At 71.0% G+C, this 26,578-nt stretch carries 23 protein-coding genes and 1 tRNA gene; 12 read left to right on the top strand and 12 right to left on the bottom strand.

The window, feature by feature from the left end; translation table 11 throughout:
* The first annotated feature begins 189 nt into the window (after positions 1-189).
* Positions 190-3,207 (top strand): NACHT N-terminal Helical domain 1-containing protein, encoded by a 3,018-nt coding sequence (locus IEJ02_RS33860; protein ID WP_191068328.1) that lies wholly within the window; start codon positions 190-192, stop codon positions 3,205-3,207.
* Positions 3,208-3,261: 54 nt separating this feature from the next.
* Here IEJ02_RS33860 and IEJ02_RS33855 read toward each other — a convergent pair.
* Positions 3,262-3,331, bottom strand: a tRNA-Gly gene (locus tag IEJ02_RS33855).
* Positions 3,332-3,453: 122 nt separating this feature from the next.
* On the opposite strand from IEJ02_RS33855, the gene IEJ02_RS33850 reads away from it, so the two are divergent.
* Together IEJ02_RS33850 and IEJ02_RS33845 are read left to right on the top strand one after the other, a co-directional pair.
* Complete coding sequence (locus tag IEJ02_RS33850; protein WP_191068327.1) at positions 3,454-4,050, top strand: TetR/AcrR family transcriptional regulator; 597 nt, start codon at positions 3,454-3,456, stop codon at positions 4,048-4,050.
* Between the two features lie 148 nt (positions 4,051-4,198).
* The gene (locus tag IEJ02_RS33845; RefSeq protein WP_191068326.1) at positions 4,199-5,350 is read left to right on the top strand and encodes an MFS transporter; all 1,152 of its coding nucleotides are present in this window, start codon (positions 4,199-4,201) and stop codon (positions 5,348-5,350) included.
* On the opposite strand, the gene IEJ02_RS33840 is transcribed toward IEJ02_RS33845, so the two are convergent.
* Positions 5,347-5,571 (bottom strand): hypothetical protein, encoded by a 225-nt coding sequence (locus IEJ02_RS33840; protein WP_191068325.1) that lies wholly within the window; start codon positions 5,569-5,571, stop codon positions 5,347-5,349. The two genes, IEJ02_RS33845 and IEJ02_RS33840, sit on opposite strands and share 4 nt — an antisense overlap.
* Complete coding sequence (locus IEJ02_RS33835) at positions 5,568-6,002, bottom strand: ATP-binding protein (protein WP_191068324.1); 435 nt, start codon at positions 6,000-6,002, stop codon at positions 5,568-5,570. The genes IEJ02_RS33840 and IEJ02_RS33835 overlap by 4 nt, the downstream gene beginning before the upstream one ends.
* Before the next feature lie 181 nt (positions 6,003-6,183).
* Here IEJ02_RS33835 and IEJ02_RS33830 point away from each other — a divergent pair, with 181 nt between their 5' ends.
* Both IEJ02_RS33830 and IEJ02_RS33825 read left to right on the top strand, forming a co-directional pair.
* Positions 6,184-7,074 carry a helix-turn-helix domain-containing protein gene (locus tag IEJ02_RS33830; protein WP_191068323.1) on the top strand — a complete coding sequence of 297 codons (891 nt, stop codon included), beginning with the start codon at positions 6,184-6,186 and terminating at the stop codon, positions 7,072-7,074.
* Between the two features lie 11 nt (positions 7,075-7,085).
* Positions 7,086-7,280 (top strand): DUF397 domain-containing protein, encoded by a 195-nt coding sequence (locus IEJ02_RS33825; RefSeq protein ID WP_191068322.1) that lies wholly within the window; start codon positions 7,086-7,088, stop codon positions 7,278-7,280.
* Between the two features lie 561 nt (positions 7,281-7,841).
* Here IEJ02_RS33825 and IEJ02_RS33820 read toward each other — a convergent pair.
* Both IEJ02_RS33820 and IEJ02_RS33815 read right to left on the bottom strand, forming a co-directional pair.
* Complete coding sequence (locus IEJ02_RS33820; RefSeq protein WP_317985988.1) at positions 7,842-8,951, bottom strand: methyltransferase domain-containing protein; 1,110 nt, start codon at positions 8,949-8,951, stop codon at positions 7,842-7,844.
* Positions 8,952-9,167: 216 nt separating this feature from the next.
* Entirely contained in the window at positions 9,168-9,755 is a 588-nt protein-coding gene (locus IEJ02_RS33815) for a TetR/AcrR family transcriptional regulator (protein WP_191068321.1), read from the bottom strand.
* Between the two features lie 133 nt (positions 9,756-9,888).
* Between IEJ02_RS33815 and IEJ02_RS33810 the strand changes: the two genes are divergently transcribed.
* The 4 genes from IEJ02_RS33810 to IEJ02_RS33795 all read left to right on the top strand — a co-directional run bounded on the left by IEJ02_RS33810 (position 9,889) and on the right by IEJ02_RS33795 (position 13,445).
* A complete protein-coding gene (locus IEJ02_RS33810; RefSeq protein ID WP_191068320.1) occupies positions 9,889-10,449 on the top strand; it encodes an NAD(P)H-dependent oxidoreductase in 561 nt (186 codons plus the stop codon).
* A gap of 56 nt (positions 10,450-10,505) precedes the next feature.
* Positions 10,506-11,639 (top strand): NADH:flavin oxidoreductase, encoded by a 1,134-nt coding sequence (locus IEJ02_RS33805; protein ID WP_191068319.1) that lies wholly within the window; start codon positions 10,506-10,508, stop codon positions 11,637-11,639.
* Between the two features lie 113 nt (positions 11,640-11,752).
* On the top strand, positions 11,753-12,013 hold the full coding sequence (locus IEJ02_RS33800) for an RNA recognition motif domain-containing protein (RefSeq protein ID WP_137978931.1): 261 nt from the start codon (positions 11,753-11,755) through the stop codon (positions 12,011-12,013).
* 133 nt (positions 12,014-12,146) lie between these two features.
* A complete protein-coding gene (locus IEJ02_RS33795; RefSeq protein ID WP_191068318.1) occupies positions 12,147-13,445 on the top strand; it encodes an LmeA family phospholipid-binding protein in 1,299 nt (432 codons plus the stop codon).
* Positions 13,446-13,645: 200 nt separating this feature from the next.
* On the opposite strand, the gene IEJ02_RS33790 is transcribed toward IEJ02_RS33795, so the two are convergent.
* The 5 genes from IEJ02_RS33790 to IEJ02_RS33770 all read right to left on the bottom strand — a co-directional run bounded on the left by IEJ02_RS33790 (position 13,646) and on the right by IEJ02_RS33770 (position 19,706).
* Positions 13,646-15,067 carry a HAMP domain-containing sensor histidine kinase gene (locus tag IEJ02_RS33790; protein WP_191068317.1) on the bottom strand — a complete coding sequence of 474 codons (1,422 nt, stop codon included), beginning with the start codon at positions 15,065-15,067 and terminating at the stop codon, positions 13,646-13,648.
* Positions 15,064-15,804, bottom strand: a complete 741-nt coding sequence (locus tag IEJ02_RS33785) for a response regulator transcription factor (protein WP_191068316.1) — start codon at positions 15,802-15,804, stop codon at positions 15,064-15,066. Before IEJ02_RS33785 ends, IEJ02_RS33790 begins: the two co-directional genes overlap by 4 nt.
* An 85-nt stretch (positions 15,805-15,889) precedes the next feature.
* Positions 15,890-17,035, bottom strand: a complete 1,146-nt coding sequence (locus tag IEJ02_RS33780) for a S1C family serine protease (RefSeq protein WP_191068315.1) — start codon at positions 17,033-17,035, stop codon at positions 15,890-15,892.
* A gap of 731 nt (positions 17,036-17,766) precedes the next feature.
* Positions 17,767-18,789: a LacI family DNA-binding transcriptional regulator gene (locus tag IEJ02_RS33775; protein ID WP_137978926.1), complete on the bottom strand. Its 1,023-nt coding sequence runs from the start codon at positions 18,787-18,789 to the stop codon at positions 17,767-17,769.
* Positions 18,790-18,812: 23 nt separating this feature from the next.
* Positions 18,813-19,706: a response regulator transcription factor gene (locus IEJ02_RS33770; RefSeq protein WP_191068314.1), complete on the bottom strand. Its 894-nt coding sequence runs from the start codon at positions 19,704-19,706 to the stop codon at positions 18,813-18,815.
* Positions 19,707-20,033: 327 nt separating this feature from the next.
* Between IEJ02_RS33770 and IEJ02_RS33765 the strand changes: the two genes are divergently transcribed.
* Positions 20,034-20,987, top strand: a complete 954-nt coding sequence (locus IEJ02_RS33765) for an alpha/beta hydrolase family protein (protein ID WP_223864914.1) — start codon at positions 20,034-20,036, stop codon at positions 20,985-20,987.
* A 39-nt stretch (positions 20,988-21,026) separates the two neighbouring features.
* On the opposite strand, the gene IEJ02_RS33760 is transcribed toward IEJ02_RS33765, so the two are convergent.
* Together IEJ02_RS33760 and IEJ02_RS33755 are read right to left on the bottom strand one after the other, a co-directional pair.
* Positions 21,027-22,985 (bottom strand): ABC transporter ATP-binding protein, encoded by a 1,959-nt coding sequence (locus tag IEJ02_RS33760; protein WP_275561472.1) that lies wholly within the window; start codon positions 22,983-22,985, stop codon positions 21,027-21,029.
* On the bottom strand, positions 22,982-24,724 hold the full coding sequence (locus tag IEJ02_RS33755; RefSeq protein ID WP_191068312.1) for an ABC transporter ATP-binding protein: 1,743 nt from the start codon (positions 24,722-24,724) through the stop codon (positions 22,982-22,984). The genes IEJ02_RS33760 and IEJ02_RS33755 overlap by 4 nt, the downstream gene beginning before the upstream one ends.
* 121 nt (positions 24,725-24,845) lie before the next feature.
* On the opposite strand from IEJ02_RS33755, the gene IEJ02_RS33750 reads away from it, so the two are divergent.
* Together IEJ02_RS33750 and IEJ02_RS33745 are read left to right on the top strand one after the other, a co-directional pair.
* The gene (locus IEJ02_RS33750) at positions 24,846-25,121 is read left to right on the top strand and encodes a MoaD/ThiS family protein (RefSeq protein ID WP_174890267.1); all 276 of its coding nucleotides are present in this window, start codon (positions 24,846-24,848) and stop codon (positions 25,119-25,121) included.
* Positions 25,122-25,132: 11 nt separating this feature from the next.
* The gene (locus tag IEJ02_RS33745) at positions 25,133-26,545 is read left to right on the top strand and encodes a hypothetical protein (protein ID WP_191068311.1); all 1,413 of its coding nucleotides are present in this window, start codon (positions 25,133-25,135) and stop codon (positions 26,543-26,545) included.
* Positions 26,546-26,578 lie beyond the last annotated feature (33 nt).

Genomic DNA, 26,578 nt, shown 5'->3' with positions numbered 1-26,578 from the left:
AACTCCCATCACACCTCTGACCTGCGAGATCCCCTATTTTCCGTAGTAGACCCCGGACGGCCTGTGTGAGATGTCACCTTCGCAGGGACTTTCGGATGTCCGGTTCGGGACCAAGGGCCTTACCCCGCTGTACGCTGTCGGCGGCCCTCCGCGGCCGGGGGGGCACACGACTACCGGGGGGAATGGGACGTGGATCCCGCAACCATCGGCGCTCGCCTCGCGTCGAGCGTCGTCACACCGCTCATCAAGAAGCTGTTCGTCAAGGAGGGGCCGGGCGCCGGGCTGGTGAACCAGCCGGTCCGCATTTCCTCCCTCATCTCGTTCCGGGGCGAGAAGCGCACCCTGACCGAGAAGGACCTCACCAAGCTCGCCGCCGAACTCGTCGCACAGGCCACCCGGCACGCGGGACCCGGCGAGCGGCCCTGCCCCGCCGACGAGGACGAGCTCGTCGCCGAGAAGCTGGCCACCACGCTGTACGCGCTCGGCGACCTCGACATGAACGACGTCCAGGCGGTGCAGCTCGGCCACCGCGGACTGGCCCATGAGCTGACCCACGCCACCCGCACGCGGGGACGGGACACCCTGCACCTCAGCCAGGGCGGCGCGGCGCTCCACGAGCGGCTGCTGGACACCGCCTGCCTGCACATCCTGCACTTCTTCACCCAGCGCTCGACCTTCGTCGCCCGCTCCCTCGTCGAGCAGAGCGGCCAGCTCAGCGACCTCATCACCAAGATCGACATCCTGATCGAGCGCATCCCGTCGCAATCCGCGCAGGACGCGGGGTTCGAGCGGCGGTACGCGGAGTACATGATCGGCAAGCACTCCACGCTGACGATCGTCGGGATCGACCTCAGCCACGCAGAGGCCACGTGGCCGCTGGACGCGGCGTATCTCAGCCTGGAGGCGGTCTCCTCCGGCGAGGAGCGCGCTCTGGGCGACCCGTTCGGCGAGGCGCCCGCCGCCACGCATACCGCCCTCCCCGCTCCCCTTCCCGCCGTCCTTCCCGCCGACCGGGCGCTCTCCGGCCACCAGCGCGTGCTGCTGCGCGGGGTCGCGGGCTCCGGAAAGACCACGCTGGTGCAGTGGCTCGCCGTCTGCACCGCGCGGCAGGACTCGCTGCGCGGTCTGGAGCAGCTGATCGGCCGCGTCCCCTTCGTCCTCCCGCTGCGCACGATCGCCCGCCAGGAATCGCTGCCCTCCCCGGCCTCGTTCCTGGCCTCCGTCCACAACCCCCTGGACAGCGCCCAGCCGCCCGGCTGGGCCGACCGCGTCCTGACCGCCGGGCGCGGGCTGCTGCTGATCGACGGCATCGACGAGATCCCCGAGCGCGACCGCGAGCGCACCCGCGCCTGGCTCGCCGACCTCCTCATCGCCTACCCGAACAACCTGTGGCTGGTCACCTCCCGCCCCTCGGCCGTGGCCGACGACTGGCTGGGGGCGCAGGACTTCACCGAGTTCACGCTCTCCCCGATGAGCCGCGAGGACATGGCGGCGTTCATCGACCGCTGGCACGAGGCGGCGCGCCAGACCTGCGTCACGGAGGAGGAGCGGACGGCGCTCAACGCGTACCAGTCGGCCCTCCACACCGCCATCCGCACCAAGCAGGACCTCAGCCGGCTCGCCACCAACCCCCTGATGTGCGGCCTGATCTGCGCCCTGCACCGCGCCCGCCGCGGCTATCTGCCACCGGGCCGCAAGGCGCTGTACGACGCCGCGCTGTCGATGCTGCTGACGCGGCGCGACGCCGAGCGCCACGTCTACGCGCCCGGCGACGTCCAACTGGACGAGGAGCCGCAGATCCAGCTCCTCCAGCGGCTCGCCTACTACCTGATCCGCAACGGCCAGGCCGAGCTGGACCGCGACCGCGCGGAGCGCATCATCGAGGAGGCCCTTCCCTCCGTCCCCGCCGCCCGCGCCCTGGGCGACGCGCCCGCCATCCTGGGCCATCTGCTGCTGCGCAGCGGGCTGTTGCGCGAGCCCTCGGTGAGCACGGTGGACTTCGTCCACCGCACCTTCCAGGACTACCTGGGCGCGAAGGCGGCGGTGGAGGCGTGGGACGTCGGCCTGCTGGTCCGCCATGCGCATGACGCCCAGTGGGAGGACGTCTTCCGCATGGCGGTGGCGCATGGGCGGCCGCGCGAGCGGGCGGAACTGCTGAGCACATTGCTGAAGGAATCGGAGCGATGGGACCCACAGACATCGCTCCGCCAGAACCTGCTGGCCATGGCCTGTCTGGAGCACGCACCCGATCTGGACCCGGCGATACGGGACGAGGTCAGGCGGCGTGCGATGGAGTTCATCCCGCCCTTGGACATCCCGCGAGCACGGGATCTGGCCAGGGTGGGCCCCCTGGTGCTGGATCTCCTTCCGGGGCCGGAGGGACTGACGGACGAGGTGGCGGAATGCTGCGTGGTGACGGCCTCACGCATACCGGTGGACGCGGCGATCCCGTATCTGGCCAGGTTCGCCGACCACCCGGCGGTCGGGGTGCGTGCGCAACTGGCGTCGAGCTGGGGGCGGTACGACACCGAGCGGTACTTCCATGAGGTGATCCTCCGCCTGGACCGGGACGACCTGTACTTCGTGGCCGAGTCCATGGAGCATCTGCGGCTGCTCCTGGACACGGGGCCGCGTCCGTGGCTGATCCTGCGCGGGGACTTCACGGAGGACGAGATCAGGAACAACCTCAAGGGCGAGGAGGTGACCCGGCTGCGGCTGAACGGCAACGAGATGGTCACCGACCTCGGCGCCGCGCTCGGCCATCTGGTGAACCTCGAGACGCTCTATCTGACCGGCTGCTTCGCGGCCCCCGACCTCTCCCCCCTGGCCGAACTCTCCCTCCGCACCTTGGTCTTCGAGCCGCCCGGCGGGTGGGGCAAGGCTGTCCTCCCCAAGGGCCTGGGGGAGCTGACGTCCCTGGAGCGGCTGAAGATCACGATCGGAAAGTCAGGCATCCACCCCCGCAGTTTCCCACCCGGCATCACCTGGCTGGATCTGCATGTCGAGGATGAGGGGCTGGGCACCGCCTGGATGCCCTCGGCGTTCCCCCGGCTTCGTCATCTGAACATCGCGTTTCCCCACGGCGCCGAGCGACCCATCAACCTGTCCCCGCTCGCCGCACTCCCCGACCTGGAGACGGTCACGACCAACGCGGAGATCAGCGGTGCCGCGTCACTGCCCGGCGTCACGGTGACGGCGCCCATCTAGGGCCCTGAAACGCTGCGAACCCACCCCGCGGGTGCGGGGTGGGTTCGTCTCTTGAGCGCCGGGCAGGGCTTGCACCTGCATCTCCCCGCAGGAAGCGGGGCGTCTTTCCTTGGACCACCAACGCGCGGCCGACTGCCCCGAGTTCGGGCGGCTACGGCAAGATCAACTGTAGCGCATCCCTCCTGAGACGTCGAGACGTGCCCGCATGTATTGAAACGATCTATCCAAAACGGCTAGGCTGACGCCATGGCCCGACCGAGGATGTTCGATGAGGAACGGGCCCTGGACGCGGCGATGCACACGTTCTGGGAGAAGGGCTACGAGGCCACTTCCACCCAGGACCTGTGCGAAGCCACGGGCCTGGGGCGCAGCAGCATCTACAACACGTTCAAGAGCAAGCACGACCTGTTCCAGCGTGCGCTGGCCCACTACATCGACACCATGACCACCGCCCAGCTGGCGGTCCTGGAGGACACGCGGCACAGCGCCGTCGAGCGCATCCGCGCCCTGTTCGCCATGGTCATCGACGGCGAGACCGAGCACCGGGCCGGCGGCCGCAGCCTGGGCTGCCTGACCGTGAACACCACGGTGGAACTGGCCGCACGCGACAGTCAGGCGGCGGGAATGCTGGAGCGCGACACAGCCCGCAGACTCACGGTGTTGCGTGCGGTGATCGAGGAGGGCCGCCGGGACGGCAGCATCACCTCCCGGCGGGACGCCGGGGCGCTGGCCCGCTTCATCAACGCGGCGATCGGCGGCATGCGCATCTCGAGCCAGGGCGGCGCCGACCGGACCACGCTGGAGTCGATCGCCGAAGTCAGCCTCGACGCGCTGACGCACTGACCCGTTGACCCCCTGACGCACTGGCCCGCTGGCCCGCCGACCCAGTGGCCCGCTGGCCCACGCTCCGCCCTGGTCGGCGCCGACCCGTACCCGCGTTTTGAACTAAGCAATACATAACTCTGACGTCAACTCTTGAGGAGACCGAACCGTGCCCCGTGCCGTATACGTCCTGGCACTCGGCATCTTTGCCATGGTGACCAGCGAGTTCGTGGTCGCCGGACTGATGCCTCAGATGGCCGACGGGCTGAACGCCACCGTCCCGCAGATCGGTTACCTCATTACCGCGTTCGCGGTGGCCATGGCGGTCGGCGGGCCGTTCCTCACCGTGGCGCTCATGAAACTCCCGCCGCGTACGGCACTGATGGTGCTGTTCGTCATCTTCCTGGCGGGCAACGTCCTGGCGGCCACCGCGACCGGCTACTCCACGATGATGGCGGCGCGGATCATCACCGGGATCGCCTCCCAAGCCTTCTTCGGCGTGGGCATCTCGATGTGCGCCCAGATCACCCGCCCCGAGGTCCGCGGCCGCGCGATCGCGGTCGCGATGAACGGCCTCATGCTCGGCACCCTGCTCGGACTGCCCCTCTCCACCCTGGTCGGCGAGCGGTTCGGCTGGCGCGCGGCGTTCTGGACCATCACCGCCATCACCGTGATCGCCGCCGTGACGACCCTGTTCGGCGTGGACCGCGTCGAGCGCGCCGAGGGCGGCGGCGGCTTCCGGCAGGAGGTCGGCGTCTTCAAGAAGCCCAAGCTGTGGCTGGCGCTGTCCACCAGCACGCTCATCATCGGCGCCACCTTCTCCGCCTTCAGCTACTTCAACCCCATCCTCACCGATCTCACCGGCTTCTCCACCGGCACCGTCCCCGTCCTGCTGATCGCCTACGGCGCCGCCACCGTCGTCGGCAACAACATCGTCGGCCGCTTCGCCGACCGCCACACCATCCCGGTCCTCGCCGTCGGCCTCGTCCTCAACACCGTGTTCCTGACCGGCTTCGCCCTGCTCGCCGACCTGCCCGCACCGGCCGTCATCTGCATGATGGGCATCGGCCTGGTCGGCGTCACCATGAACCCGGCCATGGCGACCCGCGTCCAGCGCACCGGCAACGCCGGTCCACTGGTCAACACCGTCCACTCCTCCTTCATCACGCTCGGCATCATCCTCGGCTCCTCCATCGGCGCCGTCGTGATCGACATCTGGGGCCTGCGCGCCCCCCTCTGGCTCGGCGCGATCACGGCCCTGGCCGGCCTGGCCACCGTCCTGCCCGACCTCGCCCGCCGTTCCACTTGGCCGATGTCTTAACCTCTCCGGTCCGACCGGGCCCGCTCGGCCTTCAGCAGGCGCTGGTAGTCCGTGAGCACGCGCAGCAGCGCGAAGCCGGTGCCGAGGGGGACGGTGCCGAGCTCCAGTTGGGGTTGGCGGGGGTCGCTGAGGTCGGCCCGTACGTCGGGGAGCCGTACGCCGTGGGCGGCGAACTCGTCCCGGAGGATCGCGGCGACCCGCTCGGCGGGAGTGGGGTTCATGCGGGGCTTTTCGTGTGCGTGGGCGGGACGTTGAACTCGAACCAGACTGCTTTGCCGGTGCCTTCGGCCGGTTCGTCGATGGTCATGCCGCAGACGTCGGAGAGGGCCGTGACCAGGAAGAGGCCGCGCCCGTTGGTCTCATCGTTCGCGGCGCGGCGGGGCGAGGGGAGTTCGGGGCTGTCGTCGTGGACGGTCACCCGGACGCGGTCGTGCTGAACGGTGGCGGCCATCCGTACGTCGCCCTTGCCGTGCCGGTGGACGTTGGTGACTAACTCCGATGTGCAGATCGCTGCCGCGTCGGCGAGTTGGGGAAGTCCTGAGGCCGTGAAGATCCCGCGCACGAAGTCGCGGCACAGGCGGGGTGAGGTGGGGAGGGCGGGGGCGGAGAGGGTGTAGCGGTGCGGGTGTTCCGGGTGTGCGTGTGCTCCCATGCGACGCCTCCGTGGCGCTTCGTGAACGGGCATCGTGCGGCCCAACACAGCTCCGCTGTGTGACTGCCACCACACACACGGTAGAGATGAAGGATGACAAGTTCAACCTAATCGCGAGAATGAGTGGACCGGCCCACCCCCTGACGGCAGACTGTGGCCCACACCCTGAGGAGAGACCCCGTTGGCACTGCGAACCAACCCCACCGAGAGACAGCGCCGCCTTGGCGCAGAGCTGCGAAGGTTGCGCGAGCAAGCCGGGTTGACGCTGCATGAGGCGGGCGCGCTCATCGACATGGGTCGTGTGCACCTGACGCACGTCGAGGGCGGCCGCACGGCGATCCCGAGCGACCGACTGCGCCGCCTTTGCGAGGGTTACGGGTGCACAAGTGTGCCCTTCATTGAGGCGTTGGTCAGTCTCGCGGAGGACAAGGGCAAAGGCTGGTGGAGCGGCTACAAAGGCACCATGCCCGCCGCAGTCCTGGACTTGGCGGAACTCGAGTCCCGCGCTGTCGGCCTTCGCTCCTACGAGTCGCTGTTCATCCCCGGGATCTTCCAGTCGGAGGATTACACCCGCGCCATCTTCCGGGTGAGCGACATGGTGACGAACCCTTCCGAGATCGACCGGGCGGTGGAGTTTCGAATGCTCCGTCAGGCGGCCCTCACTACCGAAGACCCGCCCACGGTCCATGCCGTCATCCACGAGGCTGCGCTGCACATGCGGTTCGGCGGCTCGGCCGCGACGCGCAAGCAGTTACTGCGGCTCGTAGAACTGGCCGAACTGCCGCATGTGACGATTCAGATCCTGCCCTTTACAGCAGACGGCCTTCCTATGGTGAAGACACCCTTCAACCTGATCGCTTCGCACGGCGGAATTCTGGAAACCATCCAGTTGGACCACGCAAGCCAGTCCATGTTCCTCCACGACCCGGACTCGGTCGCCCAGTACCGAAGGCACTTCGACCGGCTCCGTGGCGTGGCCCTACCGCCAGTGGACACCAGCCCTTCTGCGGTCCGCCACGACGTGCGAGATTCGCTGGGCCTGATCCAACACATCCTCTACAGCCATTACTAGGAAGCGTGGTCATGCCTGACCTCAAGTGGCGCAAGTCCTCCTACAGCGCGGACGTGAACCAAAACTGCGTGGAACTCGGCGTCGCCCCCGACGGCATCCGTATACGCGAGAGCGACGAACCCGACGCGGTGATCCGTACGACGCCCGCCGCGCTCGGCGTCTTCATACGCGCCGTAAGGGCGGGGCAACTCGATCGCTCCCTCTGAACACAGGCCGGAGGGAAGGCGCGGGCATCGTTTCGCGCGCTTCGCGCGATTGAGCAGCGGCGGGCGGGGACCGGGGCGCAGGGCGCGTTGCCGGCCGCCGGGCCGGTGACAGCCCGCGCCGTGACGGCCATCGCGCCCGGGAGCCGATGCCGATCCGGAGCGGGGCCCGGTGGCGCGGCCCCTCCGGGTACCCCCTCCGAAAACACTTGATCTGAAGCAACTACCTTGTCAAGGGTTTTCGGGAGAGGTACCCCCTGCGGCGTCGAATGCGACGGTGGACCGTCCAGGCACGGCTGCTGGTGGATGCGGAGTCCGGCGGTCCGGCGACGGGCCTCGCCCCCCCCCGCACACGGATGCCGCCACCGGCGGTCGCTCCCACCGGCCCGGCGGCCGGCGGTCGGCCCGCCGCCCCCGCCCCCCTTGCCCCGCTGCTCAATCGCGCGAAGCGCGCGAAACGGCGCCGCACCCGGCCAACGGGCCGCACCCAACCGATGCGGCACCCCGGCGGAGGCGGCCCGTCGGGCGAGCGGGACGGCCCCGGCCGACGGGACGGCGCTCCGGCTACGCGGCGGGCAGGGGCCAGGCCGCCGAGGGATCGCCGAGCCATACCCGGTGGTGGCCGTCGGCCGTGACCGTCAGGCCGAAGTCGAAGAGCGCAGGCCGCCCGGCGCCCTCCCACCAGGCGAGGGCCTCGGCGGTCTCGTCGGCCAGGTCGCGCGGGCCCCACTGGTGCACCGCGCCATCCGTCGCGTAGGCCCACGAGTCGCGGCTGCACCACCAGTGCCCGCCGTCCTGCGGCCAGTGCGCCACGTCCGCAAGCTTCAGCCCCACCGCGAACTCGGCGTGCGGGTCGGCGAGGACCGCGACGTCCAGGTCGGCCTTCCTCTCGCGGCTCTCCTCCCAGGCTTCTGTGGAGAAGACGGCATCGATGCGCGGACGCGCGCGTTGGCCACGCACCGCCATGAACATCACCGCGCCCGCGAACCGGCCCTCGGCGCGGCCCTCCGAGACGGTCAGCCGGGCGAGGCCGTGCGAGCAGAACGCGGTCCGGAAGGGGGCCAGGATCAGGCCGCCGGGCCGCATCTGCTCCACCCACGCCCATGGGACCGACGTCACCGAGGCCGTCGCCACCAGCCGGTCGTACGGGGCACCGCTGCGCCAGCCCCGCTCACCGTCCGCTTCGAGCACCGTCACCCCGCCGTACCCGGCCCGGTGCAGCGCGACCCGTGCGCCATGGGCCATGTCCGGGTCGATCTCCAGCGTGGTCACCCGCTCGGCGCCCGCACGCTCGGCCAAAAGCGCTGCGTTGTACCCGGTGCCCGCCCCGATCTCCAGCACCCGATGCTCCGGCCGCAGGTCCAGCTCGGCGAGCATGGTCACCACGGCAGCCGGTGCCGAGATGGAGCTGGTGGGAACATCGCCGCCGGCGGGATCGGGGGCACCGTCATCCACCTGGATGGCAATGGCCTGTGCGGGGTCGTACACCATGCGGGCCCACCGTTCCGGGTCGTCCGCTCGGCGGAGCGGCCGGTATACGCCGCCGTCCACCACCCATACGGTGCCGGGGACGAACTCGTGCCGCGGGACGGCCTCGAACGCGCGCCGTACCCACGGCTCGGTGATGTCGAGCGTCTCGGCCGCCCGCGCTTGTAGCCCTTCCAGGTCGGTCACTTGCGGTGGGTCCCGCCGCCCGGCCTGGAGACATCCGGATGCTGTCCGTCGGAGTCCCGTGGGCTCGGCTGCTTCGGCTGCGGGTTCGGTGTGGGCGGCTTGCCGTGCGTTCCCATGTCGGGCCCCCTCGCATCGTTGGTCAAGCAACCAGTTTGGGCTTCGCCCGTCGAGGGGCAGTAGAGCGCCTATGCACCAACTGCCCGGTCAGGTCCGGGTTCAGGCGCGGCGAGGTTCGTCGCAGGCGGTCCAGATGAGGCGGCGGGCGAGCTCACCGGTGCGCTGAGCCGGGCCCTGGGGGCCGAGGACGGTGGCGGTGACGTAGACGCCGTTGAGGACGAGCGTCAGGTCGTCGGCTAGCTGCTCGGGGTCGGAAGCGCAGGCGTCGGCTGCCAAGTCACGCATCCAGTCACGGACCCGCTGCTCGTGGGTGACCGCCACACGGTTCGCGGAGTGTTCCGGGTCGGGAAACTCGGTGTGGGTGTTGAGCATGGGGCAGCCGCGAAAGGTGGGCTGCCTGGTCTCCTCGATGACGGCCGTGAAGATCGCGAGGAGCTTCTCGCGCGGGTCGTCGACCTGGTCGGTGACCTTGCGCATACGTTCGAACCAGGCGTCGGCGCGGTCCTGCGTGTAGGCGCTGGCGAGAGCGTCTTTGGTGGGGAACTGCCGGTAGACGGTGGCGTTGCCGACCCCGCTCTCCTTGACCACCAGATCCATACCGACAGCGCGGATGCCGCGCTGGTAGTACAGGCGGCTCGCCACGGCCAGGACGTGGCGCCGGTTCTCCTCCGCTGTCTTGCGAGGCATGTGCGCTCCTTCTGCTTGCTATGACGCGGCGCGCGGTGGGTGCGATTCCAGCTTGACAGACGGATCGTTCCGTCACAAACTCCGTGACGGAACGATCCGTCACATTAACCGACCACAGTCAAGGATCACCCCGATGCGCACCCTGGTTGTCGTTGCCCACCCCGACCTGGCCTCCTCCCGCATCACCGCCCGCCTGGTCGAGGCCGTGAGAGACCTCGCCCACGTCACCGTTCATGAGCTCGGCACCGCCTGCCGCGATGGCCGCTTCGACATCGACCGTGAGCAGCAACTGCTGCGCGACCACGACCGGATCGTGTGGCAGTTCCCCTGGTACTGGTACTCCGTCCCCGCAGCGCTCAAGGCATGGATCGACCAGGTCCTCACCCACGGCTTCGCCTACGGCGGCAGCGGCTCCGCACTGCGTGGCAAGACCCTCCAGTTGGTCACCTCCACGGGCGGACCGGAAGAGTCGTACGCTTCCGTCGATCCCACTTCCCGTTTCACGATGACCCAGTTACTGGCGCCCCTCGACGCCACCGCCCGCCTGATCGGCATGCGTCTCGCCGAGCCGCTGGTTCTGCACGGCGCCCGCACCATCTCCGACGAGAACCTCGCCGTGCACGCCAAGCGCTACCGCGAGCTTCTGCGGAGGCAGCCTCCGGTGCTTGCCCCTGACGCCAACGTCAGGTTTTAGCTTGGCCGGGCCGCGCGACTCCGCGCGGTGATGACGTCCAGTCAAGGAGTGTCCACGTGTCCATAAGCAGGAGCGCCGAGCGTGCGGCCCAGGTGCTGTCCCGCCCCTTCACCGTGGGCGGGCTCACCGTGCCCAATCGGATCGCCATGGCGCCGATGACCCGCATGTTCTCGCCGGGCGGCGTGCCCAATGCCGAGGTCGTGGCGTACTACGCGCGCCGCGCGGCCGCCGGGGTGGGGCTGATCATTACCGAGGGGACCTATGTCGACCACCCCTCGGCCGGACTGAGCGACAGCGTGCCGCGCTTCTACGGGGAGGACGCCCTGGCCGGGTGGGCCGAGGTCGTGAAGCAGGTGCACAGCGCCGGTGGGCGGATCGCGCCGCAGATCTGGCATGTGGGGGTTTCGCGGGCGGAAGGGGCGCCCCCGTACCCCGAGGCGCCCGTGCTGAGCCCGTCCGGCGTCGGGCTGGACGGGCGGCCGGTCGGGCGGGCGATGACGCAGGGCGACGTGGACGCGGTGATCGCCGCCTTCGCCGACGCGGCCGCCGCGGCCGAGCGGATCGGCTTCGACGGGGTCGAACTCCACGGGGCGCACGGGTACTTGATCGACCAGTTCCTGTGGGGCGGCACCAACCGCCGTACCGACGCCTACGGCGGCGACCCAGCGTCGAGGGTCCGGTTCGCGGCCGAGCTGGTGGCGGCCTGCCGTAAGGCCGTCTCCGCCGAGTTCCCGATCATCTTCCGTACGTCCCAGTGGAAGCAGGACCATTACGACGTGCGGATGGCCGAGACCCCGCAGGAGCTGGAGGCGCTGCTCACCCCGCTCGTGGAGGCGGGGGTGGATGTCTTCCACTCGTCCACCCGGCGCTACTGGACGCCGGAGTTCGAGGGCTCGGACCTGAACCTCGCGGGCTGGACGAAGAAGCTCACCGGGAAGCCGACGATCACGGTCGGCTCGGTCGGCCTGAACCAGGACTTCCTGCCGACGTTCGTGCCGGGGACCGGCAGCGAGCGGGCCCAGGTGGCGGACATCGAGAATCTGCTGGACCGGCTGGAGCGGGACGAGTTCGATCTCGTGGCCGTCGGGCGGGCCCTGCTCGCCGACCCCGAGTGGGCCGAGAAGGTGCTGACCGGGCGCACGGACGCGCTCGTGCCGTACGCCAAGGAGCAGCTCGGCACGCTGCGCTGAGCCGTATGCCGCATGACCGGTTCAGCCCATGCGAATGGCCGGTTTCCTACCTCGCTGAGAGGATTGAGCCGGTTCGCTCCCCTGGGAACCACGGAGAACAAGGAGAGCCGGTCATGTCCAAACGACTGCATGTGGGCAATTTGAGCTACCAGACGACGACACAGGACCTGGCGACCCTGTTCGGGCAGTTCGGCGAGGTGCTGGACGCCACCGTGATCACCGACCGGGAGAGCGGCCGCTCGCGGGGGTTCGGGTTCGTGGAGATGGACGAGGTGGCCGCGGAGAAGGCGATGGCCCAGCTCGACGGCTGCGAGATGGACGGCAGGGCGGTGACGGTCACCGAGGCGAGGGCGGTCTCACGCGGCACGCGCTGAGAGCAGCACGCGCTGAGAGCGGCACGCGATAAGAAACGGCACGTGTACGGAAGGCAAAACCGGAACGTGCCGTTCGCCACGTATCGCCGCTAGGACTTGCGGGTGGAGCAGTGTGCCGTGGTGCTATTGACTGATGCGATCCCCCACACGCATACCTTCACCGCAGTCCTCACACCCCCACATTGGTTCACCCGGCGTTCATTACCGGAACCCGTACGAGGAACTCGCCGAGCTGGCCGACCCGTACGATCCGGACGACCCGCTGGGCCTCGGCCTGACGTCGGGCGATGACGACGACGCCGACCTCGGCGGGCGCAGAGACAAGCCGGCCGCCTCGGGCTCCGTGGACGACGGCGAGCAGTGGTCACCGCCCAACCACCGCCGCTCGTCCCGTCGTCGGCGCGGCCGCTTCCGGGCGGTGCCGCGCACCGCGAAGGCGCTGATCGGGCTGGTCGTGCTGGCGCTGCTGCTGGTGCTGGGCGACCGCTGGGCGGTGATGTACGCCGAGCGCAAGGCCGAGCAGGAGCTCCAGAAGAAGCTGAACCTGGCCACGGCACCGAACGTGACCATCCACGGCTTCCCGTTCCTCACCCAGGTGCTGGGCAAGGACCTCCAGCAGGTCGACATCGCCGTGCCGGACGTGGCGGCCGACCGGGTCTCGCTCGCCGAGGTGCGCGCCCAGGCCCAGGACATCCGGATCGTAGGGGATCTGCCCAGCTCCTTCAGGGGCGCGACGGTGGGCCGGATGAAGGGCGACGTGCTGCTGTCCTTCGAGGACCTCAGCCGTGAACTGGGCGCCTCCCAGGTGCGGTTCCGGGCGCTGGGGCCCAGCTCGGTGCGCGCGGACGGGAAGCTGCCGGTCGCGGGCCAGCAGGTGTCGCTGCACGCCCAGGCACATATCCGGCGCCAGGGAGACCGTGGGATCTCCACCAGCGTCACCGATATGCGGCTGGACATCCCCGGGATCGCCACCTACCGGCCCGGCCCCGAGCCGCGCGCCGGGCTGTATCTGCACAAGAAGGCGGCCACGCAGATCAGCGAGGACTCCGAGAAGGCGCAGGCGCTGCTGGCGATCCCGTCGGTGGCGGAGAAGCTCGGGGTGTCGCCGGTGGAGGCGGGGCAGGCGCTGAACGACGAGCGGAAGCTGGACGAGATCACGGGCGCGCCGCGGTTCGTCCCCGCGCTGCTCGCGGTCAACCTCGTCCAGGCGGCCAACGACCATCCCCAGCTGGCCAGGAAGCTCGGCATCGATCCGACGGTGGCGGCGGCGCTGGCGCGGCTGAAGGTGCCGGAGCTGACGAACAAGCTGGAACTCTCCTTCCAGCTGCCCGAAAAGGCCAAGGGCATCCGGCTGGCGAACATCGGCGTGTCCCCGGAGGGGATTCGGGCCGACCTGACCGGTGCGGGGCTGAATTTCGGAAAGACCCGCTGAGCCCGTCGGACCCGCTGAGCCCTTCGGACCCGCTGAGCCCTTCGGACCCGCTGAGCCCTTCGGACCCGCCCGGCCGCTGCGGCGGCTGATGTCTGAGCCGAACCGGACCCCCGAGCCGAACCGAACCCGGGCCGGACCGGGCTGAGCCGGACCGGGCGGGAGCCGGACCCGAGTCGGGCCGAGCCGCTTCGGACTCGCGCTCAGTCGGCCGCGATCCCCGGCGGAGCCGTCGGCGCGCCCGGGAGTCTGAGCCAGGCGACCGTGCCGCCGCCGGGGGCCGGTTCCAGCCCCACCTGGCCGCCCGACTGCTGGACCGTACGGGCCACGATCGACAGCCCGAGGCCCGAGCCGGGCATGCTGCGGGCGGACGGGGAGCGCCAGAAGCGCTCGAAGACATGCGGCAGTTCCTCGGCGGGGATGCCGGGGCCATGGTCCCGCACCCGTACCTCTCCGCTTCTGAGGACGACGTCGATCACACCACCCGAAGGGCTGAACTTCACGGCGTTGTCGAGCAGATTGACCAACGCCCGCTCCAGCGCGGTCGCCTCACCCCGGACGTACCACGGTTCGATCGAGGCGTTGATCGTGAGATGCGCACCGCGCAGCCGGGCCCGCTCCAGGGCCGTCCGCACCACCTCGTGCAGGGCGACCACCTGTGGGGGCCCGCTGCCGGGCAGGGCGTCGGGGCGGGACAGCTCCTGAAGGTCGCCGATCAGCGCCGCCAGCTCGGTCATCTGCGCCTTGACGCTCCCCATGAGCGCCTTACGGTCGGCGGGCGGCAGCGCGCGCCCGGTCTCCTCGCTGCGCGCGAGCAGTTCGATATTGGTCCGCAGCGAGGTGAGCGGGGTGCGCAGCTCATGCCCGGCGTCCGCGATCAGCTGCTGCTGACGGTCGCGGGAGGAGGCGAGGGCCGCCGTCATGGAGTTGAACGACCGCGAGAGCCGGGCGATCTCGTCATCGCCCTCCGCCGGGATGCGTACGGCCAGGTCCTCGGTGCGGGCCACATGCTCGACCGCCTCGGTCAGCCGGTCCACCGGCTTCAGCCCGGTCCTCGCGATCCACAGGCCCGCCGCTCCCGCGCCCACGACGCCGACCCCGGCGACGAGGGCGAGGACCAGCGCGAGCGTGCCCAGCGGATGTTCGACCTCGCTCAGCGGGCGGGCCATGGAGACGGCGATCCCGCGCGGCAGCGGGCTGCCGGGGCCGGAGGTCGGCCGGTAGGTGAACACCCGCATGCCCTCGCCGCCCTCGCCCGTCGCGTCATGCAGCGCGCTCGGCCGCTGCCCGACGGCCACGGCCACATCGGCGGTGGTCACCGGCAGCTTGGTCGCCCCGGGCTGGGTGCAGCGGCTCCCGTCGGCCAGCACGATCTGCACGGAGTACGAGCCGAGGGCGTGCGGGGTGCGGTCGTCGGCGCCCTCGGGGTTCTGGCACGCCTCCAGGATGCTCAGCACATTGCGCTCGTCCACCGTGACGTTGCGCAGGGACGAATCGAGTTGGGCGCTGAGCTGCTCCCGGACGATCAGCCAGCACGCGAACGCGGACACCGCCACCGCGACCGCGACCGCCACGGCGGTCAACAGGGCCAGCCGCGAGCGCAGCGGCAGCGTGCGGAACCTCACGAGGGCTCGCCCTCCGCGGGCCGCAGGACGTACCCCACCCCGCGCACGGTGTGCACGAGCCGCGGCTCGCCGCCCGCCTCGGTCTTGCGGCGCAGATACATCACGTACACGTCCAGCGAGTTGGACGACGGCTCGAAGTCGAAGCCCCACACCGCCTTCAGGATCTGCTCACGGGTGAGCACCTGGCGCGGATGGGCCAGGAACATCTCCAGCAGGGTGAACTCGGTCCGGGTCAGCTCGACGCGGCGCCCGCCCCGGGCGACCTCGCGGGTCGTCAGGTCCATCCGCAGGTCGCCGAAGGCCAGCACATCCCCCTCGGGCAGCGCCGCGCCCTGCTGGGCGGCGTAGGAGCTGCGGCGCAGCAGGGCGCGGATACGGGCCAGGAGCTCGTCCAGTTCGAAGGGTTTGACGAGGTAGTCGTCGGCGCCCGCGTCGAGCCCGGTGACCCGGTCGCCGACCGTGTCCCGCGCGGTGAGCATGAGGATCGGCAGCGTCACCCCGGTGGCGCGCAGCCGCCGCGCGGCGGTCAGCCCGTCCATCCGGGGCATCAGCACATCGAGCACGATCAGCTCGGGGTCGTAGGAGCCGACCTTGTCCAGCGCGTCCAGTCCGTCCACGGCGGTCTCGGTCGCGTAGCCCTCGAAGACGAGGCTGCGCCGCAGGGCTTCCCGTACGGCCGGCTCGTCGTCGACGATCAGGATGCGGGCCGGCTGATCGCCGTGGTCGGCGGGGCTCATGGGGCGGTTTCCTTAAGCGGTGACGATGGGGCGGGGAGGTGGCCGCGGCGGGCTGTGCGGCGCTGCTGCCAGCCTCGCACGTCCATCAGGTGTTGCTGTCACTTCCGCCCGCGCGGAGGGCGGCGAGATCGGACTTGACGGTGTTGATCGGGATCGAGAAGCCGAGGCCGACGCTGCCCGCGCTGCTGGAGCTCTGGCCCGAGGCCGCGGAGTACATCGCGGAGTTGATGCCGATGACCTGGCCGTTCATGTTGATCAGCGCGCCGCCGGAGTTGCCGGGGTTGAGCGAGGCGTCGGTCTGGATGGCCTTGTAGGTGGTGGTGGAGGAGCCGACGTCGCCGTTGTACCGGCCGCCGCCGAACTCGAACGGCCACTGCCCGCCGCCGCCCGGCCCCTGACCGTCCTGACCCTGGCCCTGGTCCGTGGAGACGGTGACGTCACGGTCGAGCGCGGAGACGATGCCGCTGGTGACGGTGCCGGTCAGGCCCTCGGGCGAGCCGATGGCCACGACCTGGTCGCCCACCGTGACCTTGCTGGAGTCGCCGAGGGACGCGGCCTTGAGCCCGCTCGCGCCCTCCACCTTGATCAGGGCGAGGTCCTTCTTGCTGTCGGTGCCGACGACCGTCGCGGTCTTCTTACTGCCGTCGCTGAACGCCACCTTGATCGCGTCGGCGCCGGAGACCACGTGGTTGTTTGTGATGATCTCGCCGCCGCTGGTGATGACCACGCCGGAGCCGGTGGACTGGCCGCTGGTGCCGCTGGCGCTGACCTCCACGATGCTGGGGCTGACGGCCGCCGCGACGGCCGAAACCCCGCTGTGGCTGGTGGAGTTGGCGTTGACCACGGGGGTGGAGATCGTGGTGTCGGACTTCTGGGTGGCGTTGGTGACCAGTGCGGCCGCCCCGCCGCCCACGAGTGCCGAGACCGCCGCCACGGCCGCGATCAGCACGACCGGCCGCGAGGCCCGCGCCCTGCGCCGCCCCGCGCCCCCGTGCGCCCCCTCACCCTCACCCACACTCGCGAACGCGCCGCCGTCCGCCCCCGCACCGCCGCCACTGCCGTTACTGCCGTCACCGCCGCCACTTCCGTCACCCGGCCATACGGTGACCCCGGACGGCGTGGTGACCGGCTGCTGAGGCTGGTACGCGGGCGGATCGGGATACCCCGCACCGGCACCGTACGCGTAGGGATAGGGCTCGTCTGCGCCGCTGCGGCGTGTGCTGTCCGTCATGTCTATGACTGTGCGGCGGGAGTATGAGAACCACCTGAGTGCCCGCTGAGAACCCCACCAGAAGTCGGTATGCCCGACATAAGGCCCCTCCGGGGCCGCGTGCGCGATGAGGGCGGGCCCTCGGGCCGCTCGGGTCTGTTCCGCGGCGCTGGGACCCCGTAAGGCGGGGGTCCGACGAACCTTGACGCCTGCGGCGGGCTGCTCCCCTCCCCGCCCCTTCCCGAAACCGGGGCATCCGCCCCAGACCCCAGCCCAGGGCTCCACCCCTTCCCACAGCATCGATATGCGGCTCCCCCGCATGACAGGGCCCCACCACATGACGGGGCTCCACCCCCGGTAGCGGGAAAGGGCAGGGAGCCCCCAGGACCTCAGCCCGGGCAGTACGCACTAGCCGGGGCACCCGACGCATCGTGACGCCTGCGGCGGGCTGCTCCCCTCCCCGCCCCTCGGGAGCATCGATACGCGGCTCCGCCGCATGGGGGGCGCTCCGGCCCAGGCCCCCGGGGTCCAGGGGCGGAGCCCCTGGTAGCGGGAAGGGGCGGGGAGGGGAAAGACCCGCCGGACACCCCATAGGCGCAGCCGCAAAAGCGGCGGACCACCAGCACGGGCGCCCCCACCACAAAGCACGCGGGCTCACCCGCGGGCCCCGCAAGGCCGCTCACGCCCTGCGGCGAAGACAACCGGGGCCGTCGGGGCCCCAAGGCCCCGACCCGAGCCAGAAGCGCGAAGCGCTATGCGCAGCCGCAGGAGTGGCGGACCACCAGCGCCGAGGGGAACTGCTTGACGCGTTCGCGGCGGGAGCCGGAGAGGCGGACGCCGTCGTCCAGGACGAGGTCGACCGCGGCGCGTGCCATCGCGGGGCGGTCGGAGCCGACCGTGGTCAGCGGGGGGTCGGTGAGGTGGGCTTCCTTCACATCGTCGAAACCGGCCACCGCCAGCTCCCCGGGGACATCGATCCGCAGCTCACGCGCCGCCCGCAGCACCCCGAACGCCTGGTCGTCGGTGGCGCAGAAGATGGCCGGGGGCCGGTCGGGGCCGGCGAGCAGATCGAGGGCGACCTTATAGGCGTCGTACCGGTTGTAAGGGGCCTGGAAGAGCCGCCCGTCGGTCGGCCGCCCGGCCTCGTGCATCGCGCGGCGCCAGCCCTCCACGTGGTCGGTGACCGGGTCGCCGACGGTCGGGGTTATCTCGGTGCCGCCGAGGCAGGCCACGTAGTCATGGCCGTGCTCCAGCAGATGCCGCACCGCGAGCTGCGCGCCTCCGACGTCGTCCAGCACCACCGCCACGTCGTCGATCGCCTCGGGGCGCTCGTGCAGCAGCACCACCCGGGCGTCCCACGCCTCGATCTCCGCCGCCGCGTTCTCGCTCGGGCCCTGGCTGATGAGGATCAGCCCCGACACCCGCATCCCCAGGAAGGCGCGCAGATAGTGCACTTCGCGCTCGTCCAGGTAGTCCGAGTTGCCGACGAGCACCATCTTTCCGCGCTCGGCGGCCGCCTGCTCGACGGCGTGCGCCATCTCCGCGAAGAACGGCTGCCGGGCGTCCGGAACGATCAGCCCTATGAGATCGGTCCGGCGGCTCGCCATCGCCTGTGCGACCCGGTCCGGCCGGTAGCCGAGCTCCTTGATCGCGGCGAGCACCCGCTCGCGCGTGGCCGGGGCGACCGGCCGGGGTCCGTTATTGATGACGTAACTGACGACCGCGGTCGACGTTCCCGCAAGCCTTGCCACATCATCCCGCGTCACCTTGGCCACGCGCGAAGTCTACGCGGGTCCAGCTAGCTGTTGGCCGGTCGTGCGGCAGCGGCCCTCGCCGTGGAGCCCGTGGAGCCCACAGAGCCCGTGGAGCCCACAGAGCCCGCCGAGCCCGTGGAGCCTGCCGAGCCGGTCGCGCCCTCGGGGTGCTCGCCCCGCGCCGCACCGCCCGCGCCGCCCGCACCGCCCGCGCCGGCGTCCCGCGTCATCGCCTTGGCCCGGGCCTCCTCCGCGGCGCGCTCGACCTTCTCCGGCGCGACGAAGCGGTAGCCCACGTTCCGCACCGTGCCGATCAGGGACTCGTGCTCCGGGCCCAGCTTGGCGCGCAGCCGCCGGACGTGGACGTCCACGGTGCGGGTGCCGCCGAAGTAGTCGTAGCCCCAGACCTCCTGGAGCAGCTGCGCCCGGGTGAAGACCCGGCCGGGGTGCTGGGCGAGGTACTTCAGCAGCTCGAACTCCTTGAATGTGAGATCGAGCACACGCCCCTTGAGCTTGGCGCTGTAGGTGGCCTCGTCGACCGACAGATCGCCGTTGCGGATCTCCATCGGGGAGTCGTCGGTGGTGATCTGCTGGCGGCCCATGGCCAGCCGCAGCCGGGCCTCGACCTCCGCCGGGCCCGCGGTGTCCAGCAGGACGTCGTCGATGCCCCAGTCGGCGGTGACGGCGGCGAGCCCGCCCTCGGTCACCACCAGGATCAGCGGACAGCCGGGGCCGGTGGACCGCAGCAGCTGGCACAGGCTGCGCACCTGCGGCAGATCGCGGCGGCCGTCGATCAGGATGACGTCGGCGCCCGGGGTGTCCACCAGGGCGGGCCCTTCGGCGGGGGCCACCCGCACGCTGTGCAGGAGCAGGCCGAGGGCGGGGAGCACCTCCGTCGAGGGCTGGAGTGCGTTGGTCAGCAGCAGGAGGGAACTCATCGTCCATCACCTGCCCCGGCCGTCTTCTCGAGGTTGTGCACGCTTCGCTCGCCCATTACGTCGGTTCCTCCTCGGTCCCTTGCGAGAGGGGCACCTCCCAGGCCGTGCCCGGGGGAGTCTGCGGCTACTACTTCGTACGGTCACGTTCCGCGCCCTTGGAGCGACGGTGCGCTCAAACGCGCACCCCCGCTCTGAAAGCACAAAAGGACCCGGGGGCTACGTTGCCCGGATCCTCTTCACGACAGAATAACCCACATGACATGTGCCGGAGAGGCTCAATCTGCTCCCCGTTGTCCCTCCACGGTCACCGCTGGGGAGCGACGGGCCATGTTGCTGACCGACGACGGGGTCTCGATCGAGGCGCGCTACGAGCCTTCCCCGGGGGTTCGCACCGAACCCTCCGGCCACCTCGCGCTGGTGGTCGGACACGGCTTCTCCGGCGCCCTGGAGCGCCCCGCGCTGCGGCGGGTGGCATCGGCGTTTCACCAGCGTACGGCCGTGGTCACATTCTCGTTCCGGGGCCATGGGCGGTCCGGCGGACGGTCCACGGTCGGCGATCGCGAGGTGCTGGACCTGGCCGCCGCGGTGCGCTGGGCGCGCCAACTCGGGCATCGGCGGGTGGCCACGGTCGGCTTCTCGATGGGCGGCTCGGTGGTGATCCGGCAGGCGGCGCTCTACGGGAAGACCGAGAAGAGCGATGAGATCCAGCCGCTGAAAGACATCACCCAGGGGGAGCGCACAGGGCGCTCACCGGGGCGCACGGACGCCATGCCCAGCGCGCCCGCCCAGGCGGCCGACGCCCTCAGGGAAGCAGCCGAACGCTCCCCCTCGACCGCCGACACCCTCGCCGGGTCGGCCGACGGCGCCGCGCCCGATGCCGTCGACGGCGCCGCGCCCGATGCCGTCATCGCCGTGAGCTCACCCGCCCGCTGGTACTACCGCGGCACCGCGCCCATGCGGCGGCTCCACTGGGCGGTCACCCGGCCCGCGGGGCGGCTGGTCTCCCGCTACGGGCTGCGCACCCGCATCGACCCCCGAGGCTGGGCCGTCGATCCGCTGTCCCCGGTGGCCGCGGCGCCGCTGATCGCGCCGACGCCGCTGCTGATCGTGCACGGCGACCGGGACCCGTACTTCCCGCTGGACCATCCGCGGATGCTGGCCTCGGCGGCGGACCCGGCCACCTCGGAGCTGTGGATCGAGCCGGGCTACGGCCACGCCGAGACCGCCGCCTCCCCCGATCTGCTGACCCACATCGCCGACTGGGCCGCGGCCCACGCCTGAACCCGCCTGCACCCGCCTGAACCCGCACCGAGCGGTCGCCTACTCGGTTTCCGCCACCGGCTCCGCGAACTGGGACGCGTAGAGCCGCGCGTACGCACCGCCCGCCGCGAGCAGCGCGTCGTGCGAGCCCTGCTCCACGATCCGCCCCGACTCCATCACCAGGATCACGTCCGCGTCCCGGATGGTCGACAGCCGGTGGGCGATCACGAAGCTCGTACGGCCGCTGCGCAGCGAGGCCATCGCCCGCTGGATGAGGACCTCGGTACGGGTGTCGACCGAGCTGGTGGCCTCGTCCAGCACCAGGATCGACGGCTCGGAGAGGAACGCCCGCGCGATCGTGATCAGCTGCTTCTCACCGGCGCTGACATTGGAGCCCTCTTCGTCGATCACCGTGTCGTAGCCGTCCGGCAGCATCCGTACGAAGCGGTCCACATAGGTGGCCTTCGCCGCCTCCACGATCCTCTCGAAGCTCGCCCCCTCCGCCCCGTACGCGATGTTCTCGGCGATCGTGCCGCCGAACAGCCAGGTGTCCTGGAGCACCATCCCGATGTGGGAGCGCAGCTCCTCCCGTGACATCGCGGCGATGTCCACCCCGTCCAGCGTGATCCGCCCGCCGCTGACCTCGTAGAACCGCATCAGCAGATTGACCAGCGTGGTCTTCCCGGCGCCGGTCGGCCCGACGATGGCCACGGTCTGGCCCGGCAGCACCGACAGCGACAGCCCCTCGATGAGCGGCGTGTCCGGCTGGTAGCGGAAGGAGACCTCCTCGAACGCGACCCGCCCGCGCACCGCCTCCGGCCGCCGCGCGTCCACCGGCTCGGCGCTCTGCTCCGGGGCGTCCAGCAGCTCGAAGACCCGCTCCGCCGAGGCCACGCCCGACTGCACCATGTTGGCCATGGAGGCCACCTGGGTGAGCGGCTGGCTGAACTGCCGGGAGTACTGGACGAACGCCTGGACGTCGCCGATCGACAGGGCGCCCGAGGCCACCCGGAGCCCGCCGACCACGGCCACCAGCACATAGTTGAGGTTGCCGATGAACATCATCGACGGCTGGATCAGGCCGGAGATGAACTGGGCCCGGAAGCCCGCCCCGTAGAGCTTGTCGTTCTGCTCCCGGAACGCCCGCGCGGACTCCTTCTCCCGCCCGAACACCTTCACCAGCGCATGGCCGGTGTACATCTCCTCGATATGGGCGTTGAGCTTGCCCGTGGTCTTCCACTGGGCGACGAACTGCGGCTGGGCGCGCTTGCCGATGCGCGTGGTCACCCACACCGAGACCGGGACGGTGATCAGCGCCACCAGCGCCAGCAGCGGCGAGATCCAGAACATCATCGACAGCACGCCCACGATCGTCAGCAGCGAGGCCATGATCTGGCTGAGGGTCTGCTGGAGCGTCTGCTGGATGTTGTCGATGTCGTTGGTGGCGCGGGAGAGCACCTCGCCGCGCGACTGTTTGTCGAAGTACGAAAGCGGCAGCCGGGCCAGCTTGTGCTCGACGTCCTCGCGCAGCCGGAAGACCGCGCGCTGGACGACGACGGTCGCCACTCGCGCCTGGCACAGGTTGAGGATCGAGGCGGCCACGTACAGCGCCGTGACCCACAGCAGCACCATGCCGACCGCGTGGAAGTCGACGCCCTGGCCCGGGGTGACGTCCATGGAGGCGACCATGTCGGCGACCGTGCCCTGGTCCTTGTCGCGCAGCCACTGGACGGCCTGCTCCTTGCTGACGCCGTCGGGCAGCTGCCGTCCGACGATGCCCGCGAAGATCAGATCGGTGGCCTCGCCGAGGATCTTCGGACCCACGACCGAGAGACCGATGCTGACCGTGCCCAGCGCGAGCACCAGCAGGGCGATACCGCGCTCGGGGCGGAGTCGGGCCAGCAGCCGGCGGCTGGAGCCGCGGAAGTCCATGGACCGCTCGGTGGGCTGCCCGCCCATGAAGCGGGCGGGCCCGGCGGCGGGCGCCGGCCCCCTGCGGGGTGCCGTGGGGCCGCTCATGCCGCCTCCTCCTCGGTGAGCTGGGAGAGCACGATCTCGCGGTAGGTCTCGTTGCCGGCCATCAGCTCGGCGTGGGTGCCGGCGCCGACGATCCGCCCCGCGTCGAGGACCACGATCAGATCGGCGCCGCGGATGGTGGACACCCGCTGGGCGACGATGACGACGGTCGCGTTGTCCGTCTCGTCCGCGAGCGCCGCCCGCAGCCGGGCGTCGGTGGCGTAGTCGAGCGCGGAGAAGGAGTCGTCGAAGAGGTAGACGGACGGCTTGCGGACCAGGGCGCGGGCGATCGCCAGCCGCTGCCGCTGGCCGCCGGACACATTGGTCCCGCCCTGGGCGATCGGGGCGTCGAGACCGCCCTCCATGGCCGCCACGAACTCCCGTGCCTGGGCGGTCTCCAGGGCCCGCCACAGCTCCTCGTCGGTGGCGTCGGGATCGCCGTACCGCAGGTTTGCGGCGACGGTGCCGGCGAAGAGGTACGGCTTCTGCGGGACCAGCCCTATGGTCCGGGTCATCACCTCGGGGTCGAGGTCGCGCACGTCCACCCCGTCGAGGTGGACGCTGCCGTCGGTCGCGTCGAACAGCCGCGGCACCAGCCCGAGCAGGGTCGACTTGCCGCTGCCGGTGGAGCCGATGACGGCGGTGGTCCGGCCGGGCCGGGCGGTCAGCGAGATGTCGCGCAGCACGGGCTCGTCGGCGCCGGGGTAGCGGAACTCCACGCCCCGCAGCTCCAGCAGCCCCCGTCCGGCGTCGGCGGGCGCGGGCGCGACGGGCATCAGCGGCGGTACGACACTGGTCTCGGTGTCCAGCACCTCCTGGACGCGCTCGGCGCACACCTCGGCCCTCGGCACCATCATGAACATGAAGGTGGCCATCATCACGGACGACAGAATCTGCATCAGATAGCTGAGGAACGCGGTCAGCGCGCCGACCTGCATCCCGCCGCTGTCGATGCGGTGCCCGCCGAACCAGACGACGGCCACGCTAGAGACGTTCACCACCAGCATCACCGCCGGGAACATCAGCGACATCAGCTGCCCGGCGCGCAGCGAGACATCCATCAGCCCGGTGTTGGCGGCGGTGAAGCGGTCGCGCTCATGGGTGTCGCGGACGAAGGCGCGGATGACCCGGATCCCGGTGATCTGCTCGCGCAGCACCCGGTTGACGGTGTCGATGCGCTGCTGGACGTCGCGGAAGAGCGGCCGCATCCGGCGGACGATGAGCGTGACCACGAGGCCCAGGGCCGGAACGATGAGCAGGAGCAGCCCGGACAGCGGCACGTCCTCGTTGAGCGCCATGACGACACCGCCGACGCACATGATCGGCGCCGAGACCATCAGCGTGAAGGCCATCAGGCACAGCATCTGCACCTGCTGGACGTCGTTGGTGGTGCGGGTGATCAGGGACGGCGCCCCGAACTGGTTCATCTCCCGGGCGGAGAAGGACTGCACCCGGTCGAAGACGGCGGCGCGCACATCGCGGCCGAGCGCCATGGAGGTGCGGGCGCTGAAGTAGACGGCTCCCGCGGCACACACGATCTGGACGAGGGTGACGGCGATCATCAGTCCGCCGACACGGAGGATGTAGCCGGTGTCGCCCTTCACCACTCCGCTGTCGATGATGTCCGCGTTCAGCGCGGGCAGGTAGAGGGTGGCGAGGGTCTGCACCAGCTGTAATAAGACGATCAGCGTGATCGTTCGGGTATAGGGCCTCAGATACGCCCGTATCAGTCGTACCAGCACACGGAAACCTTAAGTGACGCTCGCCCCTAACCGGCCGTATTTTCGACGAACCGCGCGTGGTCCCGGGCGCGGCCCCGCACCCGTCATCATGGAGGCGGCAGATGACGGGAAAGGGATCGCGATGGCGATGATGAGCACGCCCGCCGGGACCATCCGGTACTGGGCCGCGGCCCGCGCGGCGGCCGGGACCGCGGAGGAGACGTACACCGCGTGGACGCTGGCGGAGGCGCTCGACGCGGCCCGGCAGCGGCACACCGCACGACCGGAGTTCGCGCGGGTCCTGCTGCGCTGTTCGTTCCTGGTCGACGGAACCCCGGTCGGCACCCGTGACCACAAGACGATCCAACTCGCCGAGGGCGGCACGGTCGAGGTGCTCCCGCCGTTCGCAGGAGGGTGAACCCCGAGCTCATGAGCAACCAGCCGCACCAGCCCCACGAGCCACATCAGCCCCAGGAGCCTCACCAGCAGCAGGGCCAGCAGCCGCCGGGCCAGCAGCCGCAGCAGCCGTATCCCCCGTACGGGTCGTACGCGGCTCCTTATGGGGGATACGACCAGAGCGCGCATCCTTACGGCGGCCATGGCGGCCACGGCGGTCATGGCGGCCACGGCGGTCCCGGTGGCAACGGCGCTCACGGCGGCAATGGCCAGGGTGCCCAGCAGCCGACCGATTGGCAGGGGTACGCGGGGTATCCGCAGCAGCAGGGGTACGCCCAGGCCCAGCCGCAGCAGTACCAGCACCCGCAGCAGCAGTACCAGCAGCAGCCGTACGCGGATCCCTACGCCGCCGCCCAGCACGGCCACCAGGGGCAGCAGGGCCGGCAGCCGCACCAGGGCCACCAAGGGCACCAGGGCCAGTACGCCCAGGGTTGGGATCAGCAGCAGCACCCGTACCACCAGCCCGCCGACCCGTCCCAGGCGCCACCTCGGGCCCCGGCACCGCCCCAGCCCCCGGCACAGGCACAGCCCCCGGTACAGGCTCAGGCCCCGGCCCCGCCGCGGGCACAGGCCGCGACCGCGACCGCCGAGCCGCCCGCCCCGCAGCCCGACCGGCCGCTCACCGCCGCCGAGAAGGCCAAGGCCGAGGGCCGTCCGCAGATCCTCCACCCGGGGTTCGTCCCCGCCGTGCTGACCTCCGTGCTCGCCGCGCTGCTCGCGGCCACCGCGCCGCTGGGCCGCCCGGCCGTCGCCGTCGCGGTGGCGGCTCTCCAGGCGGTCACGGCGGCGGGCTGGTTCCGGCTGAACGGCATGTGGCCCGCCCGGCAGGGCATCGCACTCGCCTTCGCGGGCGGCCTTGCCGCCGACGTCGCCCTGCTCGCCACCGAGCCCGCGCACGCCCCTACGGTCGTCATCGGCACCATCGGCGTCTGGCTGCTGCTGGTGCTGATCCTCCAGCTGCGCAGCCACGCCTCCCCGGACGAGCGGCTGTACGGCCTTACGGCCGCCGTGGCCGCCACGGCCCTCGCCGTACTCGCGGCCGGCCATCTGGCCGCCGTCGCCGAGTCCTCGGACGCCGTGGTGGTGGGCGCGGCCGCCGTCGCCGTGGCCGTGCTCGTCCGGGCGCTGCCGCTGCCGACCGCCGCCGCCGTCGTGGTCGCGCTGGCGGCCGCCACGGGCGCCGGGGTCGGGGCCGGACAGCTCACCGGAACGGGCACGTCCACCGCCGCCCTGCTCGGGTTCGCGGCCGGGGCGTGCGCGCTGATCGGCCACCGGGTCGCCGCTTACGACTACCCCTCGCGCTTCGTCCATATGACGGCCGGCGTGGCGCTGCCGCTCGCGGCCGCCGCCCCCGTGGTCTATGTGATCGGCCGCGCCCTGGGCTGACTCCCCGGCTCCCGTTCAGCCGCTCCGGATAGG

The sequence above is a fragment of the Streptomyces sp. 5-10 genome (assembly GCF_014712245.1).
Lineage (GTDB): Bacteria > Actinomycetota > Actinomycetes > Streptomycetales > Streptomycetaceae > Streptomyces > Streptomyces violaceusniger.
This window is presented reverse-complemented; position numbering and strand designations above follow the sequence as displayed.

Excerpts from the sequence above, each read along its gene's own strand:
- IEJ02_RS33795 (WP_191068318.1), top strand. The coding sequence starts at position 12,147 with ATGCGATCCCCCACACGCATACCTTCACCGCAGTCCTCACACCCCCAC.
- IEJ02_RS33800 (WP_137978931.1), top strand. The coding sequence starts at position 11,753 with ATGTCCAAACGACTGCATGTGGGCAATTTGAGCTACCAGACGACGACA.
- IEJ02_RS33765 (WP_223864914.1), top strand. The coding sequence starts at position 20,034 with ATGTTGCTGACCGACGACGGGGTCTCGATCGAGGCGCGCTACGAGCCT.
- IEJ02_RS33750 (WP_174890267.1), top strand. The coding sequence starts at position 24,846 with ATGGCGATGATGAGCACGCCCGCCGGGACCATCCGGTACTGGGCCGCG.
- IEJ02_RS33815 (WP_191068321.1), bottom strand. The coding sequence starts at position 9,755 with ATGCCTCGCAAGACAGCGGAGGAGAACCGGCGCCACGTCCTGGCCGTG.
- IEJ02_RS33810 (WP_191068320.1), top strand. The coding sequence starts at position 9,889 with ATGCGCACCCTGGTTGTCGTTGCCCACCCCGACCTGGCCTCCTCCCGC.
- IEJ02_RS33825 (WP_191068322.1), top strand. The coding sequence starts at position 7,086 with ATGCCTGACCTCAAGTGGCGCAAGTCCTCCTACAGCGCGGACGTGAAC.
- IEJ02_RS33850 (WP_191068327.1), top strand. The coding sequence starts at position 3,454 with ATGGCCCGACCGAGGATGTTCGATGAGGAACGGGCCCTGGACGCGGCG.
- IEJ02_RS33770 (WP_191068314.1), bottom strand. The coding sequence starts at position 19,706 with ATGAGTTCCCTCCTGCTGCTGACCAACGCACTCCAGCCCTCGACGGAG.
- IEJ02_RS33745 (WP_191068311.1), top strand. The coding sequence starts at position 25,133 with ATGAGCAACCAGCCGCACCAGCCCCACGAGCCACATCAGCCCCAGGAG.
- IEJ02_RS33785 (WP_191068316.1), bottom strand. The coding sequence starts at position 15,804 with ATGAGCCCCGCCGACCACGGCGATCAGCCGGCCCGCATCCTGATCGTC.
- IEJ02_RS33780 (WP_191068315.1), bottom strand. The coding sequence starts at position 17,035 with ATGACGGACAGCACACGCCGCAGCGGCGCAGACGAGCCCTATCCCTAC.
- IEJ02_RS33835 (WP_191068324.1), bottom strand. The coding sequence starts at position 6,002 with ATGGGAGCACACGCACACCCGGAACACCCGCACCGCTACACCCTCTCC.
- IEJ02_RS33760 (WP_275561472.1), bottom strand. The coding sequence starts at position 22,985 with ATGAGCGGCCCCACGGCACCCCGCAGGGGGCCGGCGCCCGCCGCCGGG.
- IEJ02_RS33840 (WP_191068325.1), bottom strand. The coding sequence starts at position 5,571 with ATGAACCCCACTCCCGCCGAGCGGGTCGCCGCGATCCTCCGGGACGAG.